Annotated in this window: 20 protein-coding genes; 10 read left to right on the top strand and 10 right to left on the bottom strand. The window is 70.2% G+C overall.

The features are described 5' to 3' along the window. The first annotated feature begins 101 nt into the window (after nucleotides 1-101). The 3 genes from VF106_RS30885 to VF106_RS30875 are packed head-to-tail and all read left to right on the top strand — an operon-like array spanning nucleotide 102 to nucleotide 7,587. Entirely contained in the window at nucleotides 102-677 is a 576-nt protein-coding gene (locus VF106_RS30885; protein ID WP_330843393.1) for a hypothetical protein, read from the top strand. Between the two features lie 11 nt (nucleotides 678-688). Then, complete coding sequence (locus tag VF106_RS30880; protein ID WP_330843392.1) at nucleotides 689-2,683, top strand: flotillin family protein; 1,995 nt, start codon at nucleotides 689-691, stop codon at nucleotides 2,681-2,683. Next, on the top strand, nucleotides 2,680-7,587 hold the full coding sequence (locus tag VF106_RS30875) for a DNA repair ATPase (protein WP_330843391.1): 4,908 nt from the start codon (nucleotides 2,680-2,682) through the stop codon (nucleotides 7,585-7,587). Before VF106_RS30880 ends, VF106_RS30875 begins: the two co-directional genes overlap by 4 nt. Here VF106_RS30875 and VF106_RS30870 read toward each other — a convergent pair. Together VF106_RS30870 and VF106_RS30865 are read right to left on the bottom strand one after the other, a co-directional pair. After that, entirely contained in the window at nucleotides 7,559-8,218 is a 660-nt protein-coding gene (locus VF106_RS30870; RefSeq protein ID WP_414639102.1) for a type II toxin-antitoxin system VapC family toxin, read from the bottom strand. The genes VF106_RS30875 and VF106_RS30870 overlap by 29 nt on opposite strands. Before the next feature lie 44 nt (nucleotides 8,219-8,262). Beyond that, nucleotides 8,263-9,042, bottom strand: coding sequence for a helix-turn-helix domain-containing protein (locus VF106_RS30865; RefSeq protein ID WP_330843390.1), 780 nt, complete (start codon nucleotides 9,040-9,042; stop codon nucleotides 8,263-8,265). Between the two features lie 72 nt (nucleotides 9,043-9,114). On the opposite strand from VF106_RS30865, the gene VF106_RS30860 reads away from it, so the two are divergent. Beyond that, nucleotides 9,115-9,888 (top strand): phytanoyl-CoA dioxygenase family protein, encoded by a 774-nt coding sequence (locus VF106_RS30860; RefSeq protein ID WP_330843389.1) that lies wholly within the window; start codon nucleotides 9,115-9,117, stop codon nucleotides 9,886-9,888. A 47-nt stretch (nucleotides 9,889-9,935) separates the two neighbouring features. On the opposite strand, the gene VF106_RS30855 is transcribed toward VF106_RS30860, so the two are convergent. Further along, a complete protein-coding gene (locus tag VF106_RS30855) occupies nucleotides 9,936-10,361 on the bottom strand; it encodes a hypothetical protein (protein WP_330843388.1) in 426 nt (141 codons plus the stop codon). Here VF106_RS30855 and VF106_RS30850 point away from each other — a divergent pair. The 3 genes from VF106_RS30850 to VF106_RS30840 are packed head-to-tail and all read left to right on the top strand — an operon-like array spanning nucleotide 10,360 to nucleotide 14,481. Then, nucleotides 10,360-12,780, top strand: a complete 2,421-nt coding sequence (locus VF106_RS30850) for an alpha/beta fold hydrolase (RefSeq protein ID WP_330843387.1) — start codon at nucleotides 10,360-10,362, stop codon at nucleotides 12,778-12,780. The two genes, VF106_RS30855 and VF106_RS30850, sit on opposite strands and share 2 nt — an antisense overlap. Further along, nucleotides 12,780-13,796, top strand: a complete 1,017-nt coding sequence (locus VF106_RS30845) for a sensor histidine kinase (protein ID WP_330843386.1) — start codon at nucleotides 12,780-12,782, stop codon at nucleotides 13,794-13,796. Before VF106_RS30850 ends, VF106_RS30845 begins: the two co-directional genes overlap by 1 nt. Before the next feature lie 49 nt (nucleotides 13,797-13,845). Further along, a complete protein-coding gene (locus VF106_RS30840) occupies nucleotides 13,846-14,481 on the top strand; it encodes a response regulator (RefSeq protein ID WP_330843385.1) in 636 nt (211 codons plus the stop codon). 1 nt (nucleotide 14,482) lies between these two features. Here VF106_RS30840 and VF106_RS30835 read toward each other — a convergent pair whose 3' ends face one another. Both VF106_RS30835 and VF106_RS30830 read right to left on the bottom strand, forming a co-directional pair. Further along, nucleotides 14,483-15,622, bottom strand: a complete 1,140-nt coding sequence (locus VF106_RS30835; RefSeq protein WP_330843384.1) for a trans-sulfuration enzyme family protein — start codon at nucleotides 15,620-15,622, stop codon at nucleotides 14,483-14,485. Nucleotides 15,623-15,635: 13 nt separating this feature from the next. After that, nucleotides 15,636-15,959 carry a DoxX family protein gene (locus VF106_RS30830; protein WP_330843383.1) on the bottom strand — a complete coding sequence of 108 codons (324 nt, stop codon included), beginning with the start codon at nucleotides 15,957-15,959 and terminating at the stop codon, nucleotides 15,636-15,638. A 79-nt stretch (nucleotides 15,960-16,038) separates the two neighbouring features. On the opposite strand from VF106_RS30830, the gene VF106_RS30825 reads away from it, so the two are divergent. Both VF106_RS30825 and VF106_RS30820 read left to right on the top strand, forming a co-directional pair. Beyond that, a complete protein-coding gene (locus VF106_RS30825; RefSeq protein ID WP_330843382.1) occupies nucleotides 16,039-16,929 on the top strand; it encodes a LysR family transcriptional regulator in 891 nt (296 codons plus the stop codon). Next, nucleotides 16,926-17,321 carry a DUF5313 family protein gene (locus VF106_RS30820; protein WP_330843381.1) on the top strand — a complete coding sequence of 132 codons (396 nt, stop codon included), beginning with the start codon at nucleotides 16,926-16,928 and terminating at the stop codon, nucleotides 17,319-17,321. Before VF106_RS30825 ends, VF106_RS30820 begins: the two co-directional genes overlap by 4 nt. A 169-nt stretch (nucleotides 17,322-17,490) precedes the next feature. Here the strand turns inward: VF106_RS30820 and VF106_RS30815 are convergent, their stop codons facing one another. Both VF106_RS30815 and VF106_RS30810 read right to left on the bottom strand, forming a co-directional pair. Then, complete coding sequence (locus tag VF106_RS30815; protein ID WP_330843380.1) at nucleotides 17,491-18,132, bottom strand: response regulator; 642 nt, start codon at nucleotides 18,130-18,132, stop codon at nucleotides 17,491-17,493. After that, entirely contained in the window at nucleotides 18,129-19,166 is a 1,038-nt protein-coding gene (locus VF106_RS30810; RefSeq protein ID WP_330843379.1) for a sensor histidine kinase, read from the bottom strand. Before VF106_RS30810 ends, VF106_RS30815 begins: the two co-directional genes overlap by 4 nt. Nucleotides 19,167-19,397: 231 nt before the next feature. On the opposite strand from VF106_RS30810, the gene VF106_RS30805 reads away from it, so the two are divergent. Continuing rightward, complete coding sequence (locus tag VF106_RS30805; RefSeq protein WP_330843378.1) at nucleotides 19,398-20,492, top strand: alpha/beta hydrolase family protein; 1,095 nt, start codon at nucleotides 19,398-19,400, stop codon at nucleotides 20,490-20,492. Here VF106_RS30805 and VF106_RS30800 read toward each other — a convergent pair. The 3 genes from VF106_RS30800 to VF106_RS30790 are packed head-to-tail and all read right to left on the bottom strand — an operon-like array spanning nucleotide 20,469 to nucleotide 24,165. Then, nucleotides 20,469-23,033 carry an ABC transporter permease gene (locus tag VF106_RS30800; RefSeq protein ID WP_330843377.1) on the bottom strand — a complete coding sequence of 855 codons (2,565 nt, stop codon included), beginning with the start codon at nucleotides 23,031-23,033 and terminating at the stop codon, nucleotides 20,469-20,471. The genes VF106_RS30805 and VF106_RS30800 overlap by 24 nt on opposite strands. Beyond that, nucleotides 23,033-23,776, bottom strand: a complete 744-nt coding sequence (locus tag VF106_RS30795; protein WP_330843376.1) for an ABC transporter ATP-binding protein — start codon at nucleotides 23,774-23,776, stop codon at nucleotides 23,033-23,035. Before VF106_RS30795 ends, VF106_RS30800 begins: the two co-directional genes overlap by 1 nt. Further along, nucleotides 23,773-24,165 (bottom strand): DUF1707 SHOCT-like domain-containing protein, encoded by a 393-nt coding sequence (locus VF106_RS30790; protein WP_330843375.1) that lies wholly within the window; start codon nucleotides 24,163-24,165, stop codon nucleotides 23,773-23,775. The genes VF106_RS30795 and VF106_RS30790 overlap by 4 nt, the downstream gene beginning before the upstream one ends. Between the last annotated feature and the right edge of the window lie 94 nt (nucleotides 24,166-24,259).

Below are 24,259 nucleotides of genomic sequence, written 5' to 3'. Positions count from 1 at the left end.
CGCAATTTAAGGAGATTCGCCCGTGAGTGCCTCTTCCACCTGGGTATAGTCCGGCCACAGCGGTCCGGAGGGGGACTGCCCAGGTGGGGGAGGCACGCGTCATGGGCGAGTTCGTCGACGCCGCGCTGTCCTTTCCCGCCGTCATCTTCACCTTCCTGCTCGCCGCCGTCGTCGTCTACTGGCTACTCGTGCTCGTCGGCACACTGGACGTCGAGATCGGTGATCTCGACGTGGCCGACGGCATCGGCCTCGGCGGTGTGCCCGTCACGGTCACCGTGTCCGTACTCACCACGGTCGCCTGGTTCGCGAGCCTCACCGGCACTGTGCTCATCGCCGGGCTCGGGACGCTCCCGAGAACGTTGCTGGGCATCGTCGTCCTGCTCATCGCCGTCATCGCCGGGCTCTTCGTCGCCCGGCTCGTCGCCGTGCCGTTACGCCGGCTGTACGTCACCGGCGGTGAGGCGTCGCGCGTCGACTTCGTCGGCCGGGAGTGCGTCATCCGCACCGGCAGCGTCACCGAGTCCTTCGGTCAGGCCGAGGTCACCGCGGCCGACGGCTCCTCCGCGATCATCCAGGTGCGTCAGACCGGCGAGCACACGTTCGCGAACGGCCATCGCGCGCTGATCTTCGACTATGACACCGACGGCGAGTTCTTCCTGGTCGCGCCCGCCACCTGAAAGGTTGTTTGATGGAAGCAATTCTCATCGCGGGCGGTGTGGCGCTCGCGGTACTGCTGATCCTCCTGATCGCGGTCAGCCGCCTGTACCGCAAGGTGGAGCAGGGCAAGGCGCTGATCATCAACAAGGTCCGCAACGTCAACGTCACGTTCACCGGCGCGGTCGTGCTCCCGGTGCTGCACAAGGCGGAGACCATGGACATCTCCGTCAAGACGATCCAACTGGAACGGGTCGGCCAGGAAGGCCTGATCTGCCAGGACAACATCCGCGCCGACATCCGGATCACGTTCTTCGTGCGGGTCAACAAGACCAGCGAGGACGTCATCAAGGTCGCGCAGGCCATCGGCACCGAGCGCGCCAGCGACCAGGGGACGCTGCGTGAGCTGTTCGACGCCAAGTTCTCCGAGGCGCTCAAGACCGTCGGCAAGCACCTCGACTTCGTCGACCTCTACACCAAGCGCAACGAGTTCCGGGACCGGATCCTCCAGGTCATCGGCACCGACCTCAACGGCTACAGCCTCGAGGACGCCGCCATCGACTACCTCGAGCAGACTCCGATGGCGCAGCTCGACGCCAGCAACATCCTTGACGCGCAGGGCATCCGCAAGATCACCGAGCTGACGGCGATCGAGCACGTGCGGACCAACGAGTTCCAGCGCAACGAGGAGAAGGAGATCACCAAGCAGAACGTGGACGCCCGCGAGGCGATCCTCGAGCTGGAGCGCCGGCAGGCGGACGCGGAGAACCGGCAGCGCCGCGAGATCGAGACCATGAAGGCCCGCGAGGAAGCCGAGACCCAGAAGGTCCAGGCCGAGGAGCGGCTCAAGGCGCAGGCGGCCATGCTGCGCACCGACGAGCAGCTCGGCATCCAGGACCAGAACCGGGCCCGTGAGGTCGCCGTCGCCGAGAAGAACCGCGAGCGGGTCATCGCGATCGAGACCGAGCGCATCGAGAAGGACCGCCAGCTGGAGGTCGTGGCCCGGGAGCGGGAGATCGCGCTCGCCAACGCCTCCAAGGACAAGGAGGTCGAGGTCGAGAAGCGTTCGGTCGCCGAGGTCGTCCGCGAGCGGGTGGCCGTCGACAAGACGGTCGCCGAGCAGGAGGAGAACATCAAGCGCCTGCGTGCGGTCGAGGAGGCCGAGCGGCTCCGTCAGTCCATTGTGATCAAGGCGGAGGCCGAGGCGCAGGAGAACCTGGTCAAGGACATCAAGGCCGCCGAGGCCGCGGAGGCCGCCGCCAAACACCGGGCCCGCGAGGAGCTCGTGCTCGCCGAGTCGCGGCAACAGGCCGCGGATCTTGACGCCCGCGCCAAGATCCGCCTCGCGGAAGGCATCCAGGCGGAGGCGGCCGCGCAAGGCCTTGCCGAGGTACAGGTGCGTGAGCGAGCCGCCGACATCATCGAGAAGGAAGGCCGCGCCGAGGCCGTCGCGATCCGCGAGAAGGCGCTCGCCGACGCGACCGCGCTCGAGGCCAAGCTGAAGGGCGAGGCCGAGGGTCTCACCGAGAAGGCCGCCGCGCTCGCCGCGCTGGACGAGGCATCCCGTGGGCACGAGGAGTTCCGGCTGCGGCTGGAGCAGGAGAAGGAACTGCGCCTCGCCGGCATCCAGGCGCAGCGCGACGTCGCCGAGGCGCAGGCCACGGTGCTCGCGAAGGGACTGGAGAACGCGGACATCGACATCGTCGGCGGCGACAGCATGTTCTTCGACAAGCTCATGGGCTCGATCACGCTGGGCAAGAGCATCGACGGGTTCGTGGACAACTCCGACGTCGCGAAGAGCCTGGCCGGCCCGTACCTCAACGGGGACGCGAACCTCGCCGACGACGTCAAGCAGATCCTGTCCTCGCTGGGCACCGACGACGTGAAGAACCTGTCGATGTCGGCGATGCTGATGAAGATGATGAAGGACGGTGGCCCGCAGGCCTCCCGCATCCAGGAGATGTTGAGCGGCATCCCGGTCGTCGAACGGGTTCCTGACTCGCCGGCCGTCATCACGCCCAAGCCGTGACGACGACGGTTTCCGCGCCGGAGCGGGAAGGTGCCCCCGGGCTCGACGCCCGCACGTACGAGGTGTTGCGGCAGCGGCTCGCCGACCAGGCCAAGGAGCTGGCTCGGCGGGCCGAGACCCTCAACGGCCGCCGGCTCGACGTGTTCGGCGGCACCGAGCTGCGGCTCCTCGGCAGCGAGCGGATCCGCACCGAGAACAACTGCGTGCCGCGTGACGTCGTGTCCATCCCGGACAGTGACGGTGGCGCGAGTGGCCTGATGCTGTTCGGCTACAACGTGTTTATCGGGCTCAAGCCCGAGACGACCGTGGCCGACGTGTTCTCGCTGCACCGGTTCACCCGCGACGGCGACGCGTTCCGGTTCGCCGACGCCACCGCGGAACGCCCGGAACTGCTGGGCGACGAGCGTTTCCGGCGGGACTTCACCGAGCTGTACCGGTACTACCGGGAGACGCGGCTGTTGCAGCTGCGGCCGGTGGAGGGCAAGCTGCTCGCGGTGTTCCAGACCGGCCCGCGCACCGAGGACATCAAGGTGTTGCGCTGGACGGTCGGCGCGGACGGCACGTTGTCCTACGTGGACAACGCGGGCGAGCGCGACCACGTGTTCCCGCCCTCGCACGACTTCGAGTGGACCGAGACCACACGGGACGACCACGTCCTCGGCCGCTACCCACACATCTCCATCGAGAACGAGCTGTTCATCGAGACGGTCGGCGGCGACCTCACCGTCAAGATCGAGAACAACACAGAGGTCGGCGAGGGCATCTACCGCGAGCCGGTGGACGAACCGTTGCAGAGCCTCGCCGACGCGGACGTCCGGTACGCCCGCGTCGGGCCGCTGATCCTGCTGAAGATCCTGCCGTACAAAGAGAAGGTCTGGCGGTACCTGGTCTTCAACACCCGCACGAAGACGGTCGTGCGGCTGGACGGCATCGGGCAGGCCTGCCAGCGGCTGCCCGAGGACCACGGGATCATCTTTCCCGGCGGCTACTACCTCGCGACCGGCGTGTCCCGCACGTTCGACACCCAGACCGACGACCTGGAGTTCGAGCGGGTCATCCGGTCCCCCAACGGCGAGGACGTGCTGTACGTCTTCCACGCCCGCCGCGAGGGACGCACGCTTCTGTTGCCCTACAACGTGATCCGCAAGGAGGTCGCGAACCCGCTGCCCTGCCACGGTTACTCGCTGTTCGAGGACGGCACGCTGGTCGCGTTCCGCGCCACGTCGGAGGAACCGACACGTGTGCACCCGATGCAGGTGTGGCAGACGCCGTACGTGTCGGACTCGTTCGCGGCCGCCCAGCCGGTCGGCACCGGACCGCTGGAGCGGGTCGGCAACGCGGACCTCGTGCGTGGCATCTCGGACTGCCTCTCGGTGACCAGGATGGTCGAGGAGATGGCGCCGTCCACGGCCGTGTTCGAGGGCCTGATCGCGGCGTGCGCGCGGGCGTTCGACAGCTACCACTGGCTCGGCGAGCAGGAGCTCGGGGACCTGCGCGGCGCGCTCACCGACCTCCGCGCCACGGCCGAGCAGGTGCTGGCCGAGTTCGAGAACGTCAAGGCGCTCACCGACTCGGCGGCGGCCGAGCTGGGGAAGACGGGCGAGGACATCGCGTCGCTCGTGCGGCGGGTCCGGGGCGAGGCCCCGAAGTCCGCGGCCGAGTGGGTCGACCAGCTCGCGTCGCTCCGCCGTGCCCAGGGGCATCTCGAGACGCTGCGTGAGCTGCGGTACGTGGACAGGGCAAGGATCGACGAGCTGGCCGGCACCCTCAGGTCCGAACTGGACAGTGCCGCCAAGCGGGCCGTCGAGTTCCTGCGTGGCGAGGACGCGTTCGCCGCCTACCACGAGACGGTCGAGGCGCTCGTCACCGAGGCCGGCGCCATCAGGACGGTCGCCGAAGCCGGACCGCTCGGCGAGCGTCTCGCCGAGCAGGCAACAGGACTGGAGACGGTCACCGAGGTCGTCGGCTCCCTCGACATCGCCGACGCGACCGTGCGCACGAAGATCCTGGAACGGATCGGCGAGGTGCTGGGCGGGGTCAACCGCGCACGCGCCACTGTGGACGGACGGCGGCGCGAGCTGCTCGCCACCGAGGGCCGGGCCGCGTTCGCCGCCGAGTTCGCGCTGCTCGGGCAGTCGATCACGGGCGCGCTGGCGGTCGCCGACACACCACGCAAGTGCGACGAACAGCTGGGCCGGTTGTTGCTGCAGCTGGAGAACCTGGAGTCCCGGTTCAGCGAGTTCGACGACTTCCTCGGCGAGCTGACCGCCAAGCGCACCGACGTCTACGAGGCGTTCTCGTCTCGCAAGCAGGCGCTGGTCGACGAGCAGGCACGCAAGGCCGACCGGCTCGTCTCCTCCGCCGAGCGGATCCTGACGAGCATCAACCGCCGTGTCGCCGGCCTGTCCTCTGTGGACGAGATCAACACGTACTTCGCGTCCGACCCCATGGTCGCGAAGGTACGGTCGGTCGCTGACGACCTGCGGGCGCTGGACGACGCGGTGCGGGCCGAGGAGCTGGACGGCAGGCTGAAAGCGGCCCGCCAGGAAGCCGGCCGCTCACTGCGGGACCGCACCGACCTGTTCGACAGAGACGACAACACAGGCGGCGAGACCGTTCGCCTCGGCCGGCACCGGTTCGCGGTGAACACGCAGGCCATCGACCTGACGCTGGTCCCGAAGGACGGCGCGATGGCGTTGGCCGTCACCGGCACCGACTTCCGCACCCCGGTGCGGGACCCGGAGTTCCAGGCGACGAAACCGTTCTGGGACCAGCTGCTGGTCTCCGAGACCCCCGACGTCTATCGGGCCGAGCACCTCGCCGCGTGCGTACTGGCCGACGGTGTCCCGGCGGGCGCCGAGCTGGCCGACCTCGTGCGCCGGGCCGCGGAGTCCCGCTACGACGAGGGTTACGAGCGCGGGGTGCACGACCACGACGCGACGCTGATCCTCACCGAGCTGCTTCGCCTGTCAGCGGGCGCGGGCCTGCTGCGCTACCCGCCCGCCGCACGTGCCGGGGCCCAGCTGTTCTGGGCTTTCGGCACCGACGAGCGGGTGCGCAAGGTGTGGTCCACCAGAGCCGGTTCGCTGGTCCGGGCCAGGAACGCGTTCGGCCCGGTCGCCGCGCTCGACGAGCTCTGCGCGGAGTTGGCGGACGCGATGTGTGCCTTCCCGCTCGCCGCGGCCCACGATCCGGGCCTGGCTGCCGAGTACCTGGTCGAGGAACTGGCCGCAGCCCCGTTCGGGTTCGTCACGAGCGCGGCGGCGCGGACGCTGGTCGAGCGGTTCCACCGCACGCCGGGTGCCGCGGACCTGGACGCCGACCTGCGTGCGCTCGGGGACGACGTCGTCGCGCGGCACCAGCTCGTGCATGCCTGGCTCGCCGCCTTCGCCACCACGGTGCCGGAGACGGACCCGGTTGACCTGCCGGAGGCCGTGGCCCTGCTGCTGTGCGAACTGCCGAGGCACGAGTCGTCGGCGGCGGTGTCGACCACTGTGGAGGGTCTGCTGGGGGCGCACCCACGCGTCGCCGACCGTCGCATGACCATACGGCTGGACGAGGTCCTGACGAGGACCAGGACGTTCCGGCTCGAGCGGGTGCCGGCGTTCCGGGCCTACCAGCAGCAACGCAACGACCTGCTGGTCCGCGAACGTGCCCGGCTGCGGCTTTCCGAGTTCGCCCCGAAGGTGATGAGCGCGTTCGTGCGCAACCAGTTGCTGGACGAGGTCTACCTGCCGTTGATCGGCGACAACCTGGCCAAGCAGCTCGGGGCGACGGGCGACGGGAAGCGGACCGACCAGATGGGTCTGCTGCTGCTCATCTCTCCGCCGGGCTACGGCAAGACGACGCTGATGGAGTACGTGGCGAACCGCCTCGGGCTGGTGTTCGTGAAGGTGAACGGCCCCGCGCTGGGCCATGACGTGACGTCGCTCGACCCGGCGGACGCACCCAACGCCACGGCGCGGCAGGAGGTCGAGAAGATCTCCTTCGCCCTGGAGATGGGCAACAACGTGTTGCTGTACCTGGACGACATCCAGCACACGTCGCCGGAACTGCTGCAGAAGTTCATCTCCTTGTGCGACGCGCAGCGGCGGATGGAAGGCGTGTGGGACGGCCGGACCAGGACCTACGACCTGCGGGGCAAGCGGTTCGCGGTGTGCATGGCCGGCAACCCGTACACCGAGCAGGGAAAGCGTTTCCGCATCCCGGACATGCTGGCCAACCGCGCCGACGTGTGGAACCTCGGCGACGTCCTGTCCGGCCGCGAGGACGAGTTCGCGCTGAGCTACGTCGAGAACTCGCTGACGTCGAACCAGGTGCTGGCTCCACTGTCCACACGGGATCGTACGGACCTGGAACTCCTGATCCGGCTGGCTCGTGGTGAGGAGGCCCGCTCGGACCAACTGTCCCACCCGTACTCCTCGGTGGAGCTGGACCAGATCACCTCCGTGCTGCACAAGCTGTTGCGGGTGCAGGAGGTCGTGCTGGCGAACAACCAGGCATACATCGCTTCGGCGGCACAGGCGGACTCGTCCCGGACCGAACCACCGTTCCTGCTGCAGGGCTCGTACCGCAACATGAACAAGCTCGCGGAACGGATCGTCCCGGCCATGAACGACGCCGAACTGGAAGCGCTGATCGACGACCACTACCTGGGTGAGGCGCAGACGCTGACCTCGGGCGCGGAGGCCAACCTGCTGAAACTGGCGGAACTTCGCGGCCGCCTGTCTCCGGAGCAGGAGACTCGCTGGGCCACGGTGAAGGCGGCCTATCTGCGGGACAAGGCACTCGGCGGCGCGGAGGACGACCCGATGGTGCGTGCGGTGGGCGCGGTAGGCCTGCTCGCGGACCGCGTGGCAGCGGTAGAGACGGCCATCACCCGCGTTGGCGAGCGCCTACGCTGACCGCCACTGGCACGACCGTCAACACCTGGTCCAGACCGGCGAAGTCCTTCGGGTTCGTCGTGAACAGCGGCAGGTCCTCGGCGATCGCGATGGCGGCGATCATCAGGTCGGCGAGTCGACTGCGCGGCTTACGGCCGGCGCCGACGACGGCCGCGGCTACCCGCCCGTAGACGCGGGCCGCCTCGGCGTCGAACGGGAGGGGGTCGAACTCGCTCTCGACCCGTTGCAGGATCTCCAGCCGCCGGGCGCGTTCGAGATGCTCGTCGTAGTCGGCGTCGCTCCGCACCTGGTGCGGCCTGGCGGACAGCTCAGCCAGCGTGATCGCGCTGATGGCCATCTCGTCCGGCAGGTCTTCCGGGTCGATGCGCCCACGCAGGATCACGATGTTGGTGTCGAGCAACCCCTGCGCTTGCCGCTCACCGGTCGTCATACCGGCTGGTCGTCTCGTGCTCCGCCGTCGCGTCCTGGTTGACACGGAACGCCGCCACGTCGATGGCGGGGCGCGGCGCGACGCGGCGGCGAACTCCTGCCGGCCGACGAATCTACGGCGACCCTGAAGCGGGACCAGCGCCCCGATCCGGTGGCCGTCCCTGGTCACCGTGAAGGACTCCCCGTGCTGGACCGCGTCCATGATCTCTTTGGACCGGTTGCGAAGGTCGCGTTGCGCGATGTCACTCAGTGTACAAGCCGATACAATTTGCTTACGCCCGGGTGTTCGATTACGGACGTCTGCCCTGCGTACCGGCTCGGCGGTACCCCGTACCGTGCGGTGAAGCGGTGCGAGAAGTGGCTCAGGTCGGCGAACCCGCATTGCGCGGCCACCGCAGCCACGGACAGGTCCGTTCGTGTCAGGAGTGGCTCTGCCCGGGCGAACCGGAGACACTCCAACGCCTCCGCCGCGCCAACGTCGAACGTCGCCCGGAACAGGCGGTTCAGGTAGCCGCGGGAGACGTGGGCCGCGGCGGCCAGCTCCGCGACGCCGATCCGGGGCATCGGCAGGCGGGACCACGAGCGGCGCAGGTGCTCGACGGCCGCGGCGATCGGTGCGGGTACGGGCGGTGGCTCCGGCGCGGTCAGCATCAGCCGGACGAGATAGTCCAGTGTGGCCAGTGCGATGGGGCCCGTCGAGCCGAGGTGCACGAGGTACGCGCACAGGCTGGCGAGCGGGTCGGCGCCGCTCATCGGGACCACCAGCACCGAGTCGGGCAGCCGGGTCGACACGTCCGACTGTTCGAAGTGGACGTAGCCGTGACGCGCGGTCCTGCGCGGGTCCCAGTCGATGGCGTGTGGCAGGCCTGGCGGGATCAGCAGCAGCTGTCCCGGCGACAGCCCCACGGGTGACGAGCACACCAGCGTCGCCTGGCCGTGCAGCAGCCACACCAGCTCGTAGTCGTCGATCACCCGTTCCACCAGGTGCGCGCCGGGCGGGTAGACGGCGGTGGCAGGACGCTGCATGTGCACAAACAGACAAGTCGAGGGACGGTATGAGCATTCCACCACAAGGCAACGCCGCTGACCATGGGTGACATGTACACACGTGACGGCTACGTCGTGGTCCCCGACGTGCTGGACCCGGCGCTCATCGAGCAGATCCACGAGGAAACCGCCGGCATCTGTCGTGGCATGGGCAGCGACGACATCCGCGACTTCCTCTGCATCCACTTCCCGCACAAGATGTCCGCGCTCATGCGGGAGGTCGGCGCGCACCCGGACGTCGTCAAGGTGCTCACCGAGGTCATCGGGCCCAACGTCAAGATGATGCAGTCGATGCTGTTCATCAAGGCCGAGGGCAAGCCGGGCCAGGCGTGGCACCAGGACGAGGCCCACATCCCGACCCGCGACCGCTCCCTCACCGCCGCATGGCTCGCGCTGGACGACGCCACTGTGGACAACGGCTGCCTGTGGGTACTGCCCGGCTCCCACCGCACCGGCATCCTGTTCCCGACCCGCGACCAGGACGACCCACGCTTCGACTGCACCAAGGAGGCCTTCGGCTTCCCCGACGAGGACGCGGTCCCGGTCGAGGTACCCGCCGGCGCGGCCGTGATCTTCAACGGCTACCTGCTGCACCGCTCGCTGCCCAACAAGAGCAACAGCTTCCGCCGGGCACTGGTCAACCACTACATGAGCGCCGAGTCACTCCTGCCCTGGTTCCCCCCGACGGCGAAGGAACCCATGGCCCTGCTCGACCATCGCGACATCGTCATGGTGGCCGGCGTCGACCCGTACGCCTACAAGGGCACGACGGACGTCATGGAGCCACACGTACGCCCGGACGGCGATGGCGGCTGCGTGAAGTGATCTTGCTGGTCGCCTTCGCACGGGGGGTGTGAGGGCGACCAGCCGCGCTATGGCGCGACCGGTTCGGTGAAGATGATGTGCTGGTCAGGGGTGGCGTCGTTGAGTGTCCACAGTGCGATGCCGTTGGCCGCGACGATCACGCCGGTGGCGAGCAGCGCGACGACCAGGCGACGGCGCCGCTCCCGTCGGCGCCAGCGGGACCGGACCTGCCGGTAGGCGTCGGGGGAGGTCCGCACGTCGTCGGCGGCCGTCTTCGCGCTCGTGATCGTGGTCCTGCTCGACGCGATGCGGGTGTGGGCCAAGGCCCTGCGTGGCACGGCCATGACCACGACCGAGCTGCCGTACGTGCCGTCGAAGCTGTCGGCGGACGACCGGCTGCTGAGCAAGCGTGAGCGGGCGACGGTGTCCTCGTAGCGATCTCTGCCGAACGGCAGATGGTGTGTGCCGGCCGGGCAAAGCAGCCTCGAAGGCATGCGAACAACACTGACCGTGCTCGCGGTCGTGGCGGGTGTCGCCGCACTGCTCACCGCACCCGCCGCGGCCGCGAGCCCCATCTGGGAGGACTGCCCGTTCGAGGGACCGGCTGAGTGCGCGACCGTCGCCGTGCCGGTCGACTACCGGAACCCGGACGGGCGACAGATCGACATCCACGTGTCCCGGCTCCGCAGTACCCGGCCGGACCTGCGGCGGGGCACGCTGATCATGAACCAGGGCGGGCCTGGTCCGCACCTGGCCGACACCGCCTCCGTGCACGAACAGCTGCCCAAGGCCGTGCTCGACGCCTACGACGTCGTGAGCTTCGACCAACGCGGGTTCGGGGCCAGCGCACCGGTCCGATGTGGACTGTCTCCTGAGGAGCAGTTCACGTTCGCCTGGCCGCTGCCCGGCGGCGAACCCGCGATGCGGGACCGGGCCAGGACCATCGCCGGGAAATGTGCCGGCCAGGAGCTGATGCCGTTCCTCGGCACCGCCAACGTCGCCCGTGACATGGACCGGATCCGGGCCGCGCTCGGCGAGCAGCGGATCACCTACTTCGGCGTCTCCTACGGCACCTACCTGGGCACGGCCTATGACGCCATGTTCCCCGGCCGGGTCAAGCGCATGCTGCTCGACAGCAACGTCAACCCGGCCGCCGCGTGGCGCGGCACCTTCCGTGAGGGCATGACCACCGGCGTCGCCGTGCGGTTCGCGGACTTCGCCGCCTTCCTCGGCCAGGAGCGGGACGAGGCGGAGCGGACGTTCCTCGACCTCGTACGCGGCCTCGACCGGGACCCGCTCGTCACGCCGAGCGGCACACTGACCGGCACCCACCTGCGGATCACGTTGTTCGCGGGCCTGTACCAGGACGAGGCGTTCCCGCTCGTGGCCAGGATGATGACCGCCGTCCGCGACCGGGACGCCGCGGCCGCCGCGGAGGTGGGGAACGAGCTGCGGGTCTGGTACGACGACGACAACGACGCGTCCGCCGAGCTGGGTGTGTTCTGCGCGGACGGCACGTTCCCCCGTGATCCCGGTGCATATGCGGCACCAGCCGCGGTCGACGCCCGCCGCTATCCGCTGACCGGTGGCGCGGGTGCCGCGATCATGCCGTGCGCGTTCTGGGCGAGCGACCCGATCGACCGGCCGGTCACCGCGAACCCGCGCGGACGGCAGAACATCCTGCTGGTCAACAACCTGCGCGATCCCGCGACCACGTACGGCGCGGCGACCGCGCTGCGCCGGCAGTACGGCGACCGCGCCCGGCTCGTCGGCGTCGAGCGGGGTGGGCACGGTGCCTACCTGTTCGACGGCAACGCATGCGTGCGACAGCTCGGCACGGACTTCCTCGTGCGTGGCGTACTGTCGGCGGACATGACGTGCCCGAGCGTGCATGCCGGTCTGGCCGGGGCCGTCGAGCGCCTCACCAGCGTGGAGAACGTGCCGGGCGCGGCCGCGGAGATCCGCGACTTCCGTGGTGTTGCCCAGTTCCAGAGCGGATCGGCGGAGCCCGGCCGGCCGATGTCGGCCACTGACCGGGTGCGGGTCTTCAGTAACACCAAGGCGTTCGTGGCGACGGTCGTCCTGCAGCTGGTGGCCGAGCGGCGGGTCGAGCTGGACGCACCGGTCGAGCGGTACCTGCCCGGTCTGCTGGCCGGCCGGCAGGTGACCGTGCGCCAGCTGCTCCAGCACACGAGCGGCCTGCCGGACTTCGGCGCCCCGGTGCTCGACGACCCCGGCGGCTACTACCGTCACCGGTTCGACCGGCACACCCCGGAAGCGTTGATCGCCGGTGTGCCCGCACAGCCCCCGCTCCCGGGCGGGTTCCACTACTCGACCACCAACTACCTGGTCGCCGGGATGCTCGTCGAGAAGATCACCGGCCGCCCGTACGCCACCGAGGTGGAGAACCGGATCCTCGAGCCGCTCGGCATGACGAACACCGTGCTGCCCGGCAACAATCCGGCGGTCCCCGGCCGGCACGCCCGCGGTTACGCGCACCTCGACGACGAGGACCGGATCAGCGACACCGGCCGCCGCATCGACGTCACCACGTTCAACCCGTCGCTGGTGTGGGCGGGCGGCGAGGCGGTGTCCACTCTCGGCGACCTGAACACGTTCCTCGGCGCGCTGCTGGCCGGCAGGCTGCTGCCGCCCGCGCAGCTGGCCGAGATGCGCACGACGGTGCCGACGGACCTGATCCCCGGCGCCGGCTACGGGCTCGGCCTGATCCGGGTGCCGCTGTCGTGCGGTGGCGAGTACTGGTCGCACAGTGGCAGCGGGCTCGGTTACTCGACCAGGGCGGGCGCCACGACCGACGGCCGCCAGGTGAGCATTGTGATCACCACCTCCCCGGCCACCCCGGCACAGTCGAAGGTGGTGCTCGACGCGGTCGACACCGCGTTGTGCGAGTGATGCCGCTGCCTGTGTTGGTGTTCTCGACGGTGGTCGCCGCGGTGGCCGCGCTCGGCTTCCGGTGGTCGCCGTTCCCCAGGGCGCTCGTCGCGTTCGGTGTGTCCGCCCTGGTCACCGCGGTCTATCCCGGACCGGGCGACAACACCGCCGCGACATGGCTGCTGCTGGAGACCGTCGCACAGCTGTGCGTGCTCGTGCAGGTGGCACGCCGTTCCTCGGTGACCCTGGCCGTGTTCGGGGTCGCCGCGGTCGGCGTGTCACCGCTGCGGCTCGGGCTGTGGCTCACGCCTCCGGCGCCGGAGGGCGAGGTGGCCGGCGTCTGTGCCGTGTGGACACTGCTGGCCGCGGCCGCCGTCGGGGTCGGCGCCTACCTGCGGTGGCTCGACAAGGAGCGGGCCCGGTCGGTCGCCGCCGCGCGCCGTGAGCAGCGGGTGCGGCTGGCGTGGGACCTGCACGACTGGCTCGCACACGAGATGACCGGGATCGTCCTCGCCGCGCAGGCCGGTCAGCTCGACGAGTCGGACGCGGTGCGAACCCTCGGCCAGATCGAGGAGGCCGGCACCAGAGGCCTCGCGGCGATGGACCGGGCGTTGCGGTTGCTGCGGTCGGCCACCGACGAACCGGCGGACCACGCCGTGACGATCGGGGAGGTGAACGAGGTCGTGGCGCGTTTCGCGGAGACCAGCACCGCCACGGTTACCTGCGAGATAGCCGACCTGGACACCCCTCGACCCGAGATCGTGGCGACCGTGCACCGGGTGGTGGTCGAGTCGCTCACGAACGTGCGCCGCCACGCGCCGAACGCGTCGGAGGTGCTGGTCAGGGTGACGCACACCGACACGGACATGGTGGTCGAGGTGACCAACGAGGGCGGCGGCCGACCACCGAAGCGCGGCCGCCGCGGCGGCACGGGCCTCGCGGGCCTGGCGGAATGGGTGGGCGCGCTGGACGGCACATTGACGGCCGGCCCGGCGACGCGACACGGCTGGACGGTACGGGCGGTGGTGCCGGCGTGAGCGGAGCTTGCGGAGCGTTCCGGCGCAGCGGAGCGGGGGCGGTGCCGGCATGATCCGGGTACTGGTGGCCGACGACCAGGAGATGGTGCGGCACAACCTGCGGCGCATCCTCGAGTCCGCGCCGGACGTGCGGGTGGTCGGTGAGGCGGCGGACGGGATCGCCGCCGTGGAGCTGGCGAGACTGCTGCGCCCCGACGTCGTGCTGGCGGACATCCGCATGCCCCGCCGCGACGGACTCGCCGTCACCCGTGAGCTCGCCGGCCCAGGCGTCGCCGACCCGATGCGGGTCGTGGTGATCACGACGTTCGAGCTGGACGAGTACGTGTACGCGGCGCTGCGCAACGGGGCATGCGGTTTCGTGCTGAAGCGGTCCGGCCCGGCGCTGCTGATCGAGGGCGTGCGAGCAGCCGCCGCCGGGGACATGCTGGTCAGCCCGCAGCTGACCGTGCGGTTGCTGAACCACCTCACCCGGCAGCAGGCCCCCGACGGCGACGTGCTGACCGAACGCGAGCTGGCGGTGGCCCGGCTCGTCGCGCGGGCCAGGACCAACGCCGAGATCGCCGCCGAGCTGTTCGTCACGCCCGGCACGGTCAAGACCCACCTCGCGAACATCCAGCGCAAGACCGGCGCCCGCAACCGCGTGGCGATCGCGGCGTGGGTGTGGGAAACCGGAAACGCCGGTTAGCTCACACCTTGTCCAGCGCCGTGGCGAAGTCCGCGATCAGGTCTTCCACGTCCTCGATGCCGACGGACAAGCGGATGAGGTCGTCGGTGATGCCGGCCGCGGCACGGTCTTCTGCGGACATGCCCGCGTGCGAGGTGAAGGCCGGGCGGGTGATCAGCGTGTCCACCCCGCCGAGGCTCGGCGCCACGGCCGGCAGCGTCAGCGCGGACAGGAACACCTCCGCCGCCTCGGCGCCGCCGGCCAGCCGGAAGCTCAGCATGCCGCCGAACCCGTTCAGCAGTTCGCTCGCGTGCTCGTGGTCCGGGTGGCCGGGCAGCCCCGGGTAGTTCACCGCCCCCACCTTCGACGAGCCGACGAGGAACTCGGCCAGTGCGAGCGCGTTGGCGTTCTGCTGCCGGACCCGCACACCGAGTGTCTTCAGGCTGCGGGCCAGCAGGTAGCCGGCGTGCGGGTCGAGGGTGCCGCCGTACAGGTTGAGCGTGTGGCGGACCTTCTCGACCAGGGCCGTCGACCCCGCGACCGAACCGGCCACGACGTCCGAGTGGCCGTTCAGGTACTTGGTCGCGCTGTTGAACACCAGGTCGAACCCGGCGACGAGCGGCCGGAAGTTGACCGGTGACGCGAAGGTGTTGTCGATCACGCTGACGATCCCGTTCGTGCGGGCGAACGACACGACGTCCCGCAGCCGCCCCACCCGCAACAGCGGGTTGGTGATCGTCTCGACCAGGATCGCCCTGGTGTTCTGGCGAACCTCCCAGCTGTCCGGCGCCTGCGGGTCGATGACCGAGTACTCCCAGCCGAGCCGGGCCGCGTGCGCCGTCACGAAGTCGTGCGTGCCGCCGTAGAGCACGTCGCTGACCAGCAGGTGGTCACCGGCGCCGAGCAGCGTGTGCAGGATCGTGGTCACCGCGGCCATGCCGGACGACGTGGCGACCGCGGCCTCGGCACCCTCCAGCGCGGCGAGCTTGTCGTGCAGGTACACCTGCGACGGCGTGGAGTTCAGCCGGTGGTACTTGATGTCGTGGTAGGACTCGCCGGGCTCGCTGGTGAACACCGTGCCCTGGAAGATCGGGAACACGACCGAGCCCTCCGGCCCGGGCACCCGCTCACCGCCGTGTACCGCGAGAGTGTCGAAGCGCATGCCAGCCACGATCTCATGTTCCGACTGCCATCACGAGACAAGCGACTGCCATCACGAAGAAGGCGGCCGGGGCGGCGATGTTGTGGAACACCCTGGCCCGCACGTGCACGAACAGGGCGCCGGCGAAGAACAGGACGAGCCCGACCGCGGCGGCGTCGCCGACCAGTGGCACGCCCAGCAGTCCACAGAGGAGCCCAACCGCCCCGGCCGCCTTGAGCACCCCGAGCGGGGTGATCCACGACTCTCGCAGGTTCAGCTCGCTCGCGTTGGCGCGGACGAACCGGGCCCGGGTGAAGTCGGCGCCGGCTGCCCACAGGTTCATCAGGATGGTGATCACGGTGATGACGATGTACACCCCACAGACCCCAACAGCACGCCGCTGGGACGTCCAATACCTGCGTCTATAACCTGATGGCATGGACGTCGACACCCGGCTGCTCCGGTACTTCGCCGTGGTGGCCGAGGAGGGGAACCTGACCCGCGCGGCGCGGCGGCTGTTCGTCTCCCAGCCGGCGCTGACCAAGCAGGTGCGGCAGCTCGAGTCCCAGCTGGGCGTGCGGTTGTTCACGAGGTCCCGGGAAGGCATGGCCCTCACCGAGCCGGGCGAGACCCTGGCCGCCCGCGTGCCCGCTCTCCTCGCGAGCTGGGACGGGGTGCTGCGGGAGACGAGGAACAGCGCCGCCCGCGCGGCCCGCGTGCTGCGTGTCGGGTTCATCGCGAGCGCCGCCAACGAGGCCACCCCGGAGATCATCGCCGCGTTCACCCGTCGTCGACCGGGTTGGCGGGTCGAGATGCGACAGACCTCGTGGGCCAACCCGACCGCGGGTCTGCCCGACGGCGAGGTCGACGCGGCCCTGCTGCGCCTGCCGTTCCCCGGCCAGGAAACCCTGCGGGTGACGGTGCTGCTGACCGAGCCGCGCTGGGTGGCGCTACCCGACGGGCACCCGCTGGCCACCCGCGCCGAGATCCCGTTCGCGGCGCTGTGGGACGAGCCGTTCGTCGCCGCCCCGGCCGAAACCGGGGCGTGGCGCGACTTCTGGCTGGCCGCCGACGAGCGCGGAGGCCACCCGGTCCGCATCGGCGCCGTCACCGAACAACCGGACGACTGGCTGAGCGCGATCGCCAACGGCTACGGCGTCGCACTCGCCCCGGAGTCCGCCGCCCGCTTCTACGCCCGCCCCGGCGTCACGTACCGCCCGGTCACCGGCGTGCGGCCCACCCAGGTCGGCGTGGCGTGGTCCCCGGCCGACGACGAGAACCCGGTGGTCCAGGACTTCGTCCGCTGCTGCACGGAAGTCGAACTGTGAAACGCCCGAACCCGTTGCTGTGGCTGTACTTCCAGTACGGCGGCCGCCTCCCGAACCGCTACCGGGAGTGGATCCTGCACGACGCGACATGCCGGACCTGGCTGGCCCGCGTCCTGCTGCGCACACTCGTCTGGCTGACGCCGATCTTCGCCGTGCTTCTGACCGTGCTCGTCCTCGCCGGCGGCTCATGGCCTATCGCCCTCGGCTCGATCCTGCTGGGCGTGCTCGTGGCCCTCCGCTTCACGGTCGCCAACGCCATGGAGAGCGTGGACGCCCGCCTCGTCAGGTACGGCTTCCCACCTCGACACGCGTCCGCCACCCGCCAAGCCCGCGACGCCGACGCACAGGCGGAGGAGGACCGCCGATACCGCGACCAGTGGCGCGGCGAGTGACCTGACGCCCGCTGCCTCACAGCGCTCAGCGGGACGTTCAGCCGATGTCTCGAAAGACGCGCTGATGACGTTCAACGACCCGAAAGCGTCTTTCGAGACAGCGCCGGTGGCCTGTGAAGCCCGTGCCACGCCCAGGCGGTAGCCTCGCTCGGCGTCCGAGTTCTCGTGTTCACGGGCCTTCGATGATGCGGTTTTCCCAGGCCCAGGCGGCGATCCCGACTCGGTTGCGGGTGCCGAGCTTGGCCTGGATGCCGGAGACGTGGGTCTTGACCGTGCTCAGTGAGATGAACAGTTCGGCGGCGATCTCCTGGTTCGTGCGGCCTCTGGCGATGGCGCGGACGACCTCGGTCTCCCGTTTGGACAGTGGTTGCGCGACGGCCGGTCCGTCGCGCGTGAGGTGACGGAGCAGCCGCAACGTGAGTGACGGTGACACGAGCGCGTCGCCGACGTTCGCCGCTCGGACGGCCTCGGCGAGCAGGGCGGGGCCGGCGTCCTTGAGGACGAAGCCGACCGCTCCGCCACGCAGTGCGCCGTACACGTACTCATCCAGGTCGAACGTGGTCACCACGACGACTCGCAGCGGGTCGGGGACGCCCGGGCCGGCCAGGGCACGGGTGACCTCGATGCCGTCGAGGCGCGGCATCCGGATGTCCACGAGGCACACGTCCGGCCGCAGGCGCCGGGCCTTCTCGACCGCCTCCACGCCGTCGGCGGCCTCCGCCACCACGGTGATGTCGGGCTCGTCGGACAGCAGAAGCCGCAGTCCACTGCGGACCATGGCCTGGTCGTCGGCCAGCAGAACACTGATCATCGGATCTCCACGGGGATGGTGGCGTGCACCGACCAGCCCGCGCCGGAGCGGGGCCCGGCACGCAGCGTGCCACCCAGTGCCTCGACCCGTTCCCGCATGCCGACCAGCCCGTACCCGCCGCGGTGGTGCCGGGCCGGGAGCCCGTCGTTGGTGACCTCGACGGTGACGGCGGCGTGGTCCTGCGACACGCTGACCGTGACCGACCGCGCCTGCGGGGCGTGGCGGGCGATGTTGGTCAGCGACTCCTGGACGATCCGGTACACGGTGGTCGTCACCTCGCCGGGCCATGCCGGTTCGCCGTCGGGCAGTCGCAACTGGACCGCCGGGCCTTCGAAGCGGCTGACCAGGTCGCTGAGCTGCTCGGGCCCGGCCGTGGCGGGTGCCGCGTCGTCGGTGTCACGCAGCAGTCCGACGACTCGGCGCATCGCGGCCAGTGCCTCGGAGCTGGCGGTCTCGATGCCGGCCATGGACTCGTCCAGCTGGTCGGCATGCCGGCGCCGAACGACCTGGGCGTGGAGCACGATGCCGGTGACGTGGTGGGCGACGACGTCATGCAGTTCCCTCGCCAGTGCCAGCCGTTCGGCGCGGCGGACGTTCTCGGCAAACTCCTGGCGGCGGACGTCGAGCAGCCGCAACCCAAGACCGGCGGCGATCGCCGCGAGCCAGCACAGGGCGTTCAGTACCGCCACGGTCCGGACCTGGGCGGGCGAGACAAGCCAGCTGGTGGCGACCACGGCGAACCCACCCGCCGTGACGACCGCGGCCGGCAGCACCGGACGCACCCGGATCACGGACCCGACGGTGACGGCCAGCCCCAAAGCCATCGCGGGGCTCGGTTCGCTGGGTAGGTCGGCGATTTCGGCGACCACGATCGCGGCGGCCACGACGGCGAGCGCGACACCGGCCGCCCACACACGACGCAGCAGAGCGAGCACGCACACCACCGTCGCGGCGGCAGCGCCAAACACCCAGTAGCCGGCGCCCCAGGTACTGGCGATCGCCCACGCCTGGAGCGCGAGTACCACGACGAACACGACGACAAGCCACAGCTGTCCACAGGCACCCGGCCGACCAGCCGAAACTGTCGGTGCCCTGCCGTAACGTGGAACCGGGGGCCGGAGGCCAAGCCCGCCGTCTCGAATGTTCACGGTACGTAGGCTACGAAACCTCGACCCACCAGCCGATCGGTCAAAAGTACGGTTGTGGCGAGGCGAACCCTTCTTCGGACCGATGCCGGAACCGGCCGGGCTTTCGAGGATGAGTTCATGCCATATCGCAAACGCCTGGCTGTCCTGGCCGGACTGATCGCCGTCGGAGCCACTGTCCCGACCGCGGCAGCGGATCCGTCGGACACGCCGTTCCTACCCAAACCAACCGGCCCACACCCCGTCGGCACCACGTCCCTGCACCTGACAGACGTCGACCGCCCGGACCCCTGGGTACCCGAGGCGGGACCCCGCGAACTCATGGTTTCCCTGTGGTACCCGGCGAAGACCCAAGGCACGCGCCGGGCGCAGTACATGACGCCCAAGGAGTCGGAGCTGGTCCTGCAGGGCTCAGGCGTCACCGACGTGCCGCCGGACGTGCTGAGCAGGACCAGGACCAACTCCTACACCGACGTGGTTCCGGCGGGAGGCAAGCGACCCCTCGTGGTGCTCTCGCCCGGCTTCACCTGGCCCCGCAGCTCGCTCACCGCGCTCGCCGAGGAACTGGCGAGCCGGGGCTATGTGGTGGCCGGCATCGACCACACCTATGAGAACTTCGCCACGACCTTCCCGGACGGACGGGTCACCACGTGCGCCGCGTGCACGCTGGACGTCGAGGACTTCGGCACGCTGGCGGTGGAAAGCCGGGCACGTGACGTGTCCTTTGTGCTCGATCAGCTCACCCGGCGCAGTGCGCTGATCGACCGGTCCCGCATCGGAATGGCGGGCATGTCCCTCGGCGGCGCGAGTGTCGGCGAGACCATGGTCACGGACCCGAGGGTGTTGGCCGGCGTCAACCTGGACGGCACGATGTTCAAGCCACTATCGGAAAGCGGACTGTCGCGACCGTTCCTGTTCTTCAGCCAGAAGGTCGACGAGCCGACGTGGGACCGGGACTGGCAACGCCTGACCGGATGGCGGCTCCGGCTCCAGATGGCCGGCGCGGTGCACGCGTCCTTCGCCGACTACGACATGCTGGGCCAGCAGATCGGCGTCGACCTCGGCAGCTCCCTGCCGGGCACCCGTTCCGTCGAGATCACCCGCCGGTATGTCAGTGCCTTCTTCGACCGGCACCTGCGTGGACGGCCGCAACCATTGTTGGCGCGACCGTCCACTCAGTACCCCGAGGTGTCATTCGTACGCGATGGCGGTTAGCACGTTGACGCTGGCGGCCCTGGTCGACGGGATCAGGGCCGCCAGCAGGCCGGCGGCGACACCCAGGCCCAGGAACACGGCCAGCGACGTCCACGGGATCACCACCGCCGACAGGCCGAGCACGTGTGCGGCGGCCGCGCCGGCCGCCCCGCCGGCCGCCAGGCCCAGCAGCGCACCGAACACCGCCATCACCAGCGACTCCGCCACCACCATCCGCACCATGTGCGACCGGCGCATTCCGATGGCCCGCAGCAGCCCCAGCTCCCGCGTGCGTTCCAGAATGGACAGTGCCATCGTGTTGACGATCCCCAGGATGCCGATCACCACCGACAGTCCCAACAGGACATACAGCATGGTCTCGGCGATGTCGATCTGGCTCGCGGCGTCGTCGGCCAGCTGCGTCTGGTCCTGTACGGAAACCTCCGGGTTGTCGGCCACCAGCTTGGCGACTTCCCTCGTGACGGCCGTCGCGTCGGCGCCCGGGTCGAGTGTCACGTAACCCAACGCCGGCGCCTGCGTGACGAACAGCTCGGTGGCGTCGGCCACCGCGAATACCGGCCCACGCATCATGGGGCTCGGCCGGTACGTACCGACGATCCGGAACTCCCGCGTGCCGGCCCGCGGCGTCGTGATCTCCACCGTGCCGCCGACCCGCAACCGCTGCGCGGACAGGGTTTCCGTGTCCACCACGACCTCGCCGCGGCCGGGCTGCCGGACGTTCCCGATGTCCAGCACCCGCGACAGCCGCCGCACGTCGCCAGCCGCGGCAGGCGAACGCGGCGCACCCGGCAGGTCCACCGAGCCCACGTACTGCGCCACCGCCTCGGAAACCCCGGGCAGCCGCCGTGCCTCGTCGATGACCGACGCCGCGAACGTCGGCATGATCCGCCCGTCCGCCGCGGTCGGCGGCCCGACGCCCTGGCCGTCGGCACGCGCACTCACGCCGTCGCCGCTGATCACCAGGTCGGCGCCGAGCCCTCGGGTGGCGTTGGCGCTCAGGTCGGCGCGCACGGACTGCGCCACCACGCCGACACCGCCGACCAGGCCGAGCGTCACGACGAGCGTGGCCACCGTGATCGCCGTCCGCCTCGGGTTGCGGGCCGCGTTGCGCCTGCCCAGCTTGCTCGACGCCGACCAGCCCAGCAGCCGGCCGAGCACCGGCAGAAGCGTCCGGCTGGCAATGGGTGTCAGCAGCGCCAGCCCGGCGAGCCCGAGCACGACCCCGCCGGCCAGCGCCACCCAGCGGAACGAACCGAGGTCCGTCACCACCGCCGCGACCACGCCGGCGATCCCGACGACGGCCGGGATGGCGCCGAGCACGGTGATCCTCTTCAGCGACCGTTGTTCGGCCTTGGCCGCGACCATGGCCGTCACCGGCGGCACGCGGGATGCCCGGACCGCGGGGGCGAGCGCCGCGACCACGGTCACCCCGACCCCGATCAGGAAGGCGATCACCATGTCCGGCACCGGAACGAGCAGCCCGACCGGCAGCTCCGCACCGCTCTGCGCCTCCATCACCATGGTCAGCAGCGCGGAAACCCCGATACCGAGCCCGAGCCCGACCGCCGACGCGACGGTGCCGACGACCAACGCCTCCACCAGCACTGTGCCGACGATCTGCCGCCGCCGCGCGCCGAGTGCCGACAGCAGTGCCAGCTCACCGGTTCGCTGCGCGACCAGGATCGAGAACGTGTTGAGGATCAGGAAGATCCCGACCAGCAGCGAGAGCCCGGAGAACCCGAGCAGGATCATCCGCACGATGTCGCCGAAGGCCTTGCTGTTCGCGGCCGTGGCCGCCGCCAGCTCGTCACCGGTTCGCACCGTGTAGCCGTCGCCCAGCGCCTTCGCGACCCGGTCCCGCAGCTCGGTGCGCGAGATCCCGTCCACGGTCACGGTCACGGAGCTGAACGTGCCGACCTGACCGAGCATCAGCCGCTGCGCCACCGGTTCGGTGAACGCCACCTGCGTGTCACCGCCGAGCGAACCACGGCCGTTGCTGAACCCGTAGATCCCGACGATCCGGAAGCTCTGCCGGGGCGCGAGCGTGAGCACGTCGATCGTGTCGCCGACGTGGAAACCGCCCCGGTCGGCGAGACCGGCGTTGATCGCGACCTCGCCGTCCGACGTCGGACCGCGGCCGTCCCACAGCCGCACCATGCCGGTCTCGCCGTGCCAGGCCACCCCGCTGCGTGGCGGTCCGGACACGGCGATCACCTTGCCGTCCGTGCCGATCGGCCGCGCACCGTCCACCGACACCTCGCCGACGGCGGACTTCACGCCGGGGATCCCGGTCAGCTCGTCGACGACGCTCGATGCCACCGGTGTCGTGAAGGCACGCGGCTCGTCCACATCGGACTTGCCGGCGACCGAGACGTCCACTCCGGACGTGGCGGTCGCGAAGATCGCGTCGAACCCGCCGCTGACCGTGGTCGTGGTGACCATGGCCGCCGCGACCGACATGACGCCGAGCACCACGGCGAGCCCGGCCAGCGTGAGCCGCAGCTTGCGGGCCAGCAGGCCACGCAGCGTCGCCTTCAGCATCACGTACCTCCCAGGCGTTTCATGGTGTCCAGGACCTCGTCGGCCGCCGGGTTCGCCATCTCGTGCACCAGCGCGCCGTCCAGCAGGAACATCACCCGGTCCGCGTACGCGGCGGCGTTGGCGTCGTGCGTCACCATCACGATGGTCTGGTGGAACTCGTCGACGGAACGGCGCAGGAAGGCCAGGATCTCCCCGCCCGAGCGGGTGTCGAGGTTCCCGGTCGGCTCGTCCGCGAAGATCACGTCCGGTTTCGGCAGCAACGCACGCGCGCACGCCACCCGCTGCTGCTGCCCGCCCGACAGCTCGCTCGGCCGGTGTGTCAGCCGGTCCGCCAGCCCGACCGCGCCCACCACCTGGTCGAACCACGCCGGGTCCGGCCGCCGCTTGGCGATCGCGAGCGGGAGCATGATGTTCTCCTCGGCGGACAGCGTCGGCAGCAGGTTGAACTGCTGGAAGACGAACCCGACCCGGTTGCGGCGCAGGTCGGCGAGTCCCTTGTCGGACAACGAGGTCAACTGCGTCTCCCCGACCCGCACCTCGCCGGAGTCCACTGTGTCCAGACCGGCCAGCGCGTGCATGAGCGTGGACTTGCCGGACCCGGACGGCCCCATGATGGCGGTGAACCGGCCGCGTCGGATGTCGACGGAGATGTTGTCGAGCGCGGTCACGGCGGTCGCGCCGGTGCCGTACCGCTTGGTCACGCCGACCGCGCTGGCCGCCAACCCGGTGATCGTGGTCGTCATCGCACACCGCCGAACCGGACGGCCCGCGTGTGCACCAGGAAGCTGCCCCACAGCAGGAGCATCGGTCCGGCCGGCCAGAAGAACGGCACGTCCATCGCGACCCAGCGCGCGATGAGCAGCACGGAGACGACAACGGCGATCGCCGCGTGCAACCGGAGCCGGGTGGGGAAGCGCTCGAGCGGACGCGCCGGCGCCTGCCGCTGCGGCAGGTCGGCCACGAACTCGGCCAGCTCGTGCCGGAAGGTGGCCGCGTAGACGCGTTCGAGGCGCTCGTCCGCCTCGGTGATGGAGAGCCGCCCCTCGGCGGTGGCCTCGCTGATCTGCTTCGCGATGCGTTCCCGTTCAGTGTCCGAGGCCCGCACCGCCTCGATTTCCTGTCGCTCGTTCATGACTACCAATGTCGACTCCTCCGCGCCGAAAATCGTCGGACCGCGGACGGCACCTGCGGTACGACGTGCGGATACGCTCGCGAAGTCGATCTGC

This window comes from Actinophytocola sp. (assembly GCF_036378875.1).
Classification (GTDB): Bacteria; Actinomycetota; Actinomycetes; order Mycobacteriales; family Pseudonocardiaceae; genus Actinophytocola.
The sequence above is the reverse complement of the archived record's forward strand: the minus strand, read 5'-3'. Positions and strand labels throughout refer to the sequence as shown.

Excerpts from the sequence above, each read along its gene's own strand:
- VF106_RS30870 (WP_414639102.1), bottom strand. The coding sequence starts at position 8,218 with ATGGACGCGGTCCAGCACGGGGAGTCCTTCACGGTGACCAGGGACGGC.
- VF106_RS30805 (WP_330843378.1), top strand. The coding sequence starts at position 19,398 with ATGCCATATCGCAAACGCCTGGCTGTCCTGGCCGGACTGATCGCCGTC.
- VF106_RS30860 (WP_330843389.1), top strand. The coding sequence starts at position 9,115 with ATGTACACACGTGACGGCTACGTCGTGGTCCCCGACGTGCTGGACCCG.
- VF106_RS30840 (WP_330843385.1), top strand. The coding sequence starts at position 13,846 with ATGATCCGGGTACTGGTGGCCGACGACCAGGAGATGGTGCGGCACAAC.
- VF106_RS30850 (WP_330843387.1), top strand. The coding sequence starts at position 10,360 with ATGCGAACAACACTGACCGTGCTCGCGGTCGTGGCGGGTGTCGCCGCA.
- VF106_RS30790 (WP_330843375.1), bottom strand. The coding sequence starts at position 24,165 with ATGAACGAGCGACAGGAAATCGAGGCGGTGCGGGCCTCGGACACTGAA.
- VF106_RS30800 (WP_330843377.1), bottom strand. The coding sequence starts at position 23,033 with ATGCTGAAGGCGACGCTGCGTGGCCTGCTGGCCCGCAAGCTGCGGCTC.
- VF106_RS30815 (WP_330843380.1), bottom strand. The coding sequence starts at position 18,132 with ATGATCAGTGTTCTGCTGGCCGACGACCAGGCCATGGTCCGCAGTGGA.
- VF106_RS30845 (WP_330843386.1), top strand. The coding sequence starts at position 12,780 with ATGCCGCTGCCTGTGTTGGTGTTCTCGACGGTGGTCGCCGCGGTGGCC.
- VF106_RS30865 (WP_330843390.1), bottom strand. The coding sequence starts at position 9,042 with ATGCAGCGTCCTGCCACCGCCGTCTACCCGCCCGGCGCGCACCTGGTG.
- VF106_RS30825 (WP_330843382.1), top strand. The coding sequence starts at position 16,039 with ATGGACGTCGACACCCGGCTGCTCCGGTACTTCGCCGTGGTGGCCGAG.
- VF106_RS30885 (WP_330843393.1), top strand. The coding sequence starts at position 102 with ATGGGCGAGTTCGTCGACGCCGCGCTGTCCTTTCCCGCCGTCATCTTC.
- VF106_RS30795 (WP_330843376.1), bottom strand. The coding sequence starts at position 23,776 with ATGACGACCACGATCACCGGGTTGGCGGCCAGCGCGGTCGGCGTGACC.
- VF106_RS30880 (WP_330843392.1), top strand. The coding sequence starts at position 689 with ATGGAAGCAATTCTCATCGCGGGCGGTGTGGCGCTCGCGGTACTGCTG.
- VF106_RS30835 (WP_330843384.1), bottom strand. The coding sequence starts at position 15,622 with ATGCGCTTCGACACTCTCGCGGTACACGGCGGTGAGCGGGTGCCCGGG.
- VF106_RS30855 (WP_330843388.1), bottom strand. The coding sequence starts at position 10,361 with ATGCCTTCGAGGCTGCTTTGCCCGGCCGGCACACACCATCTGCCGTTC.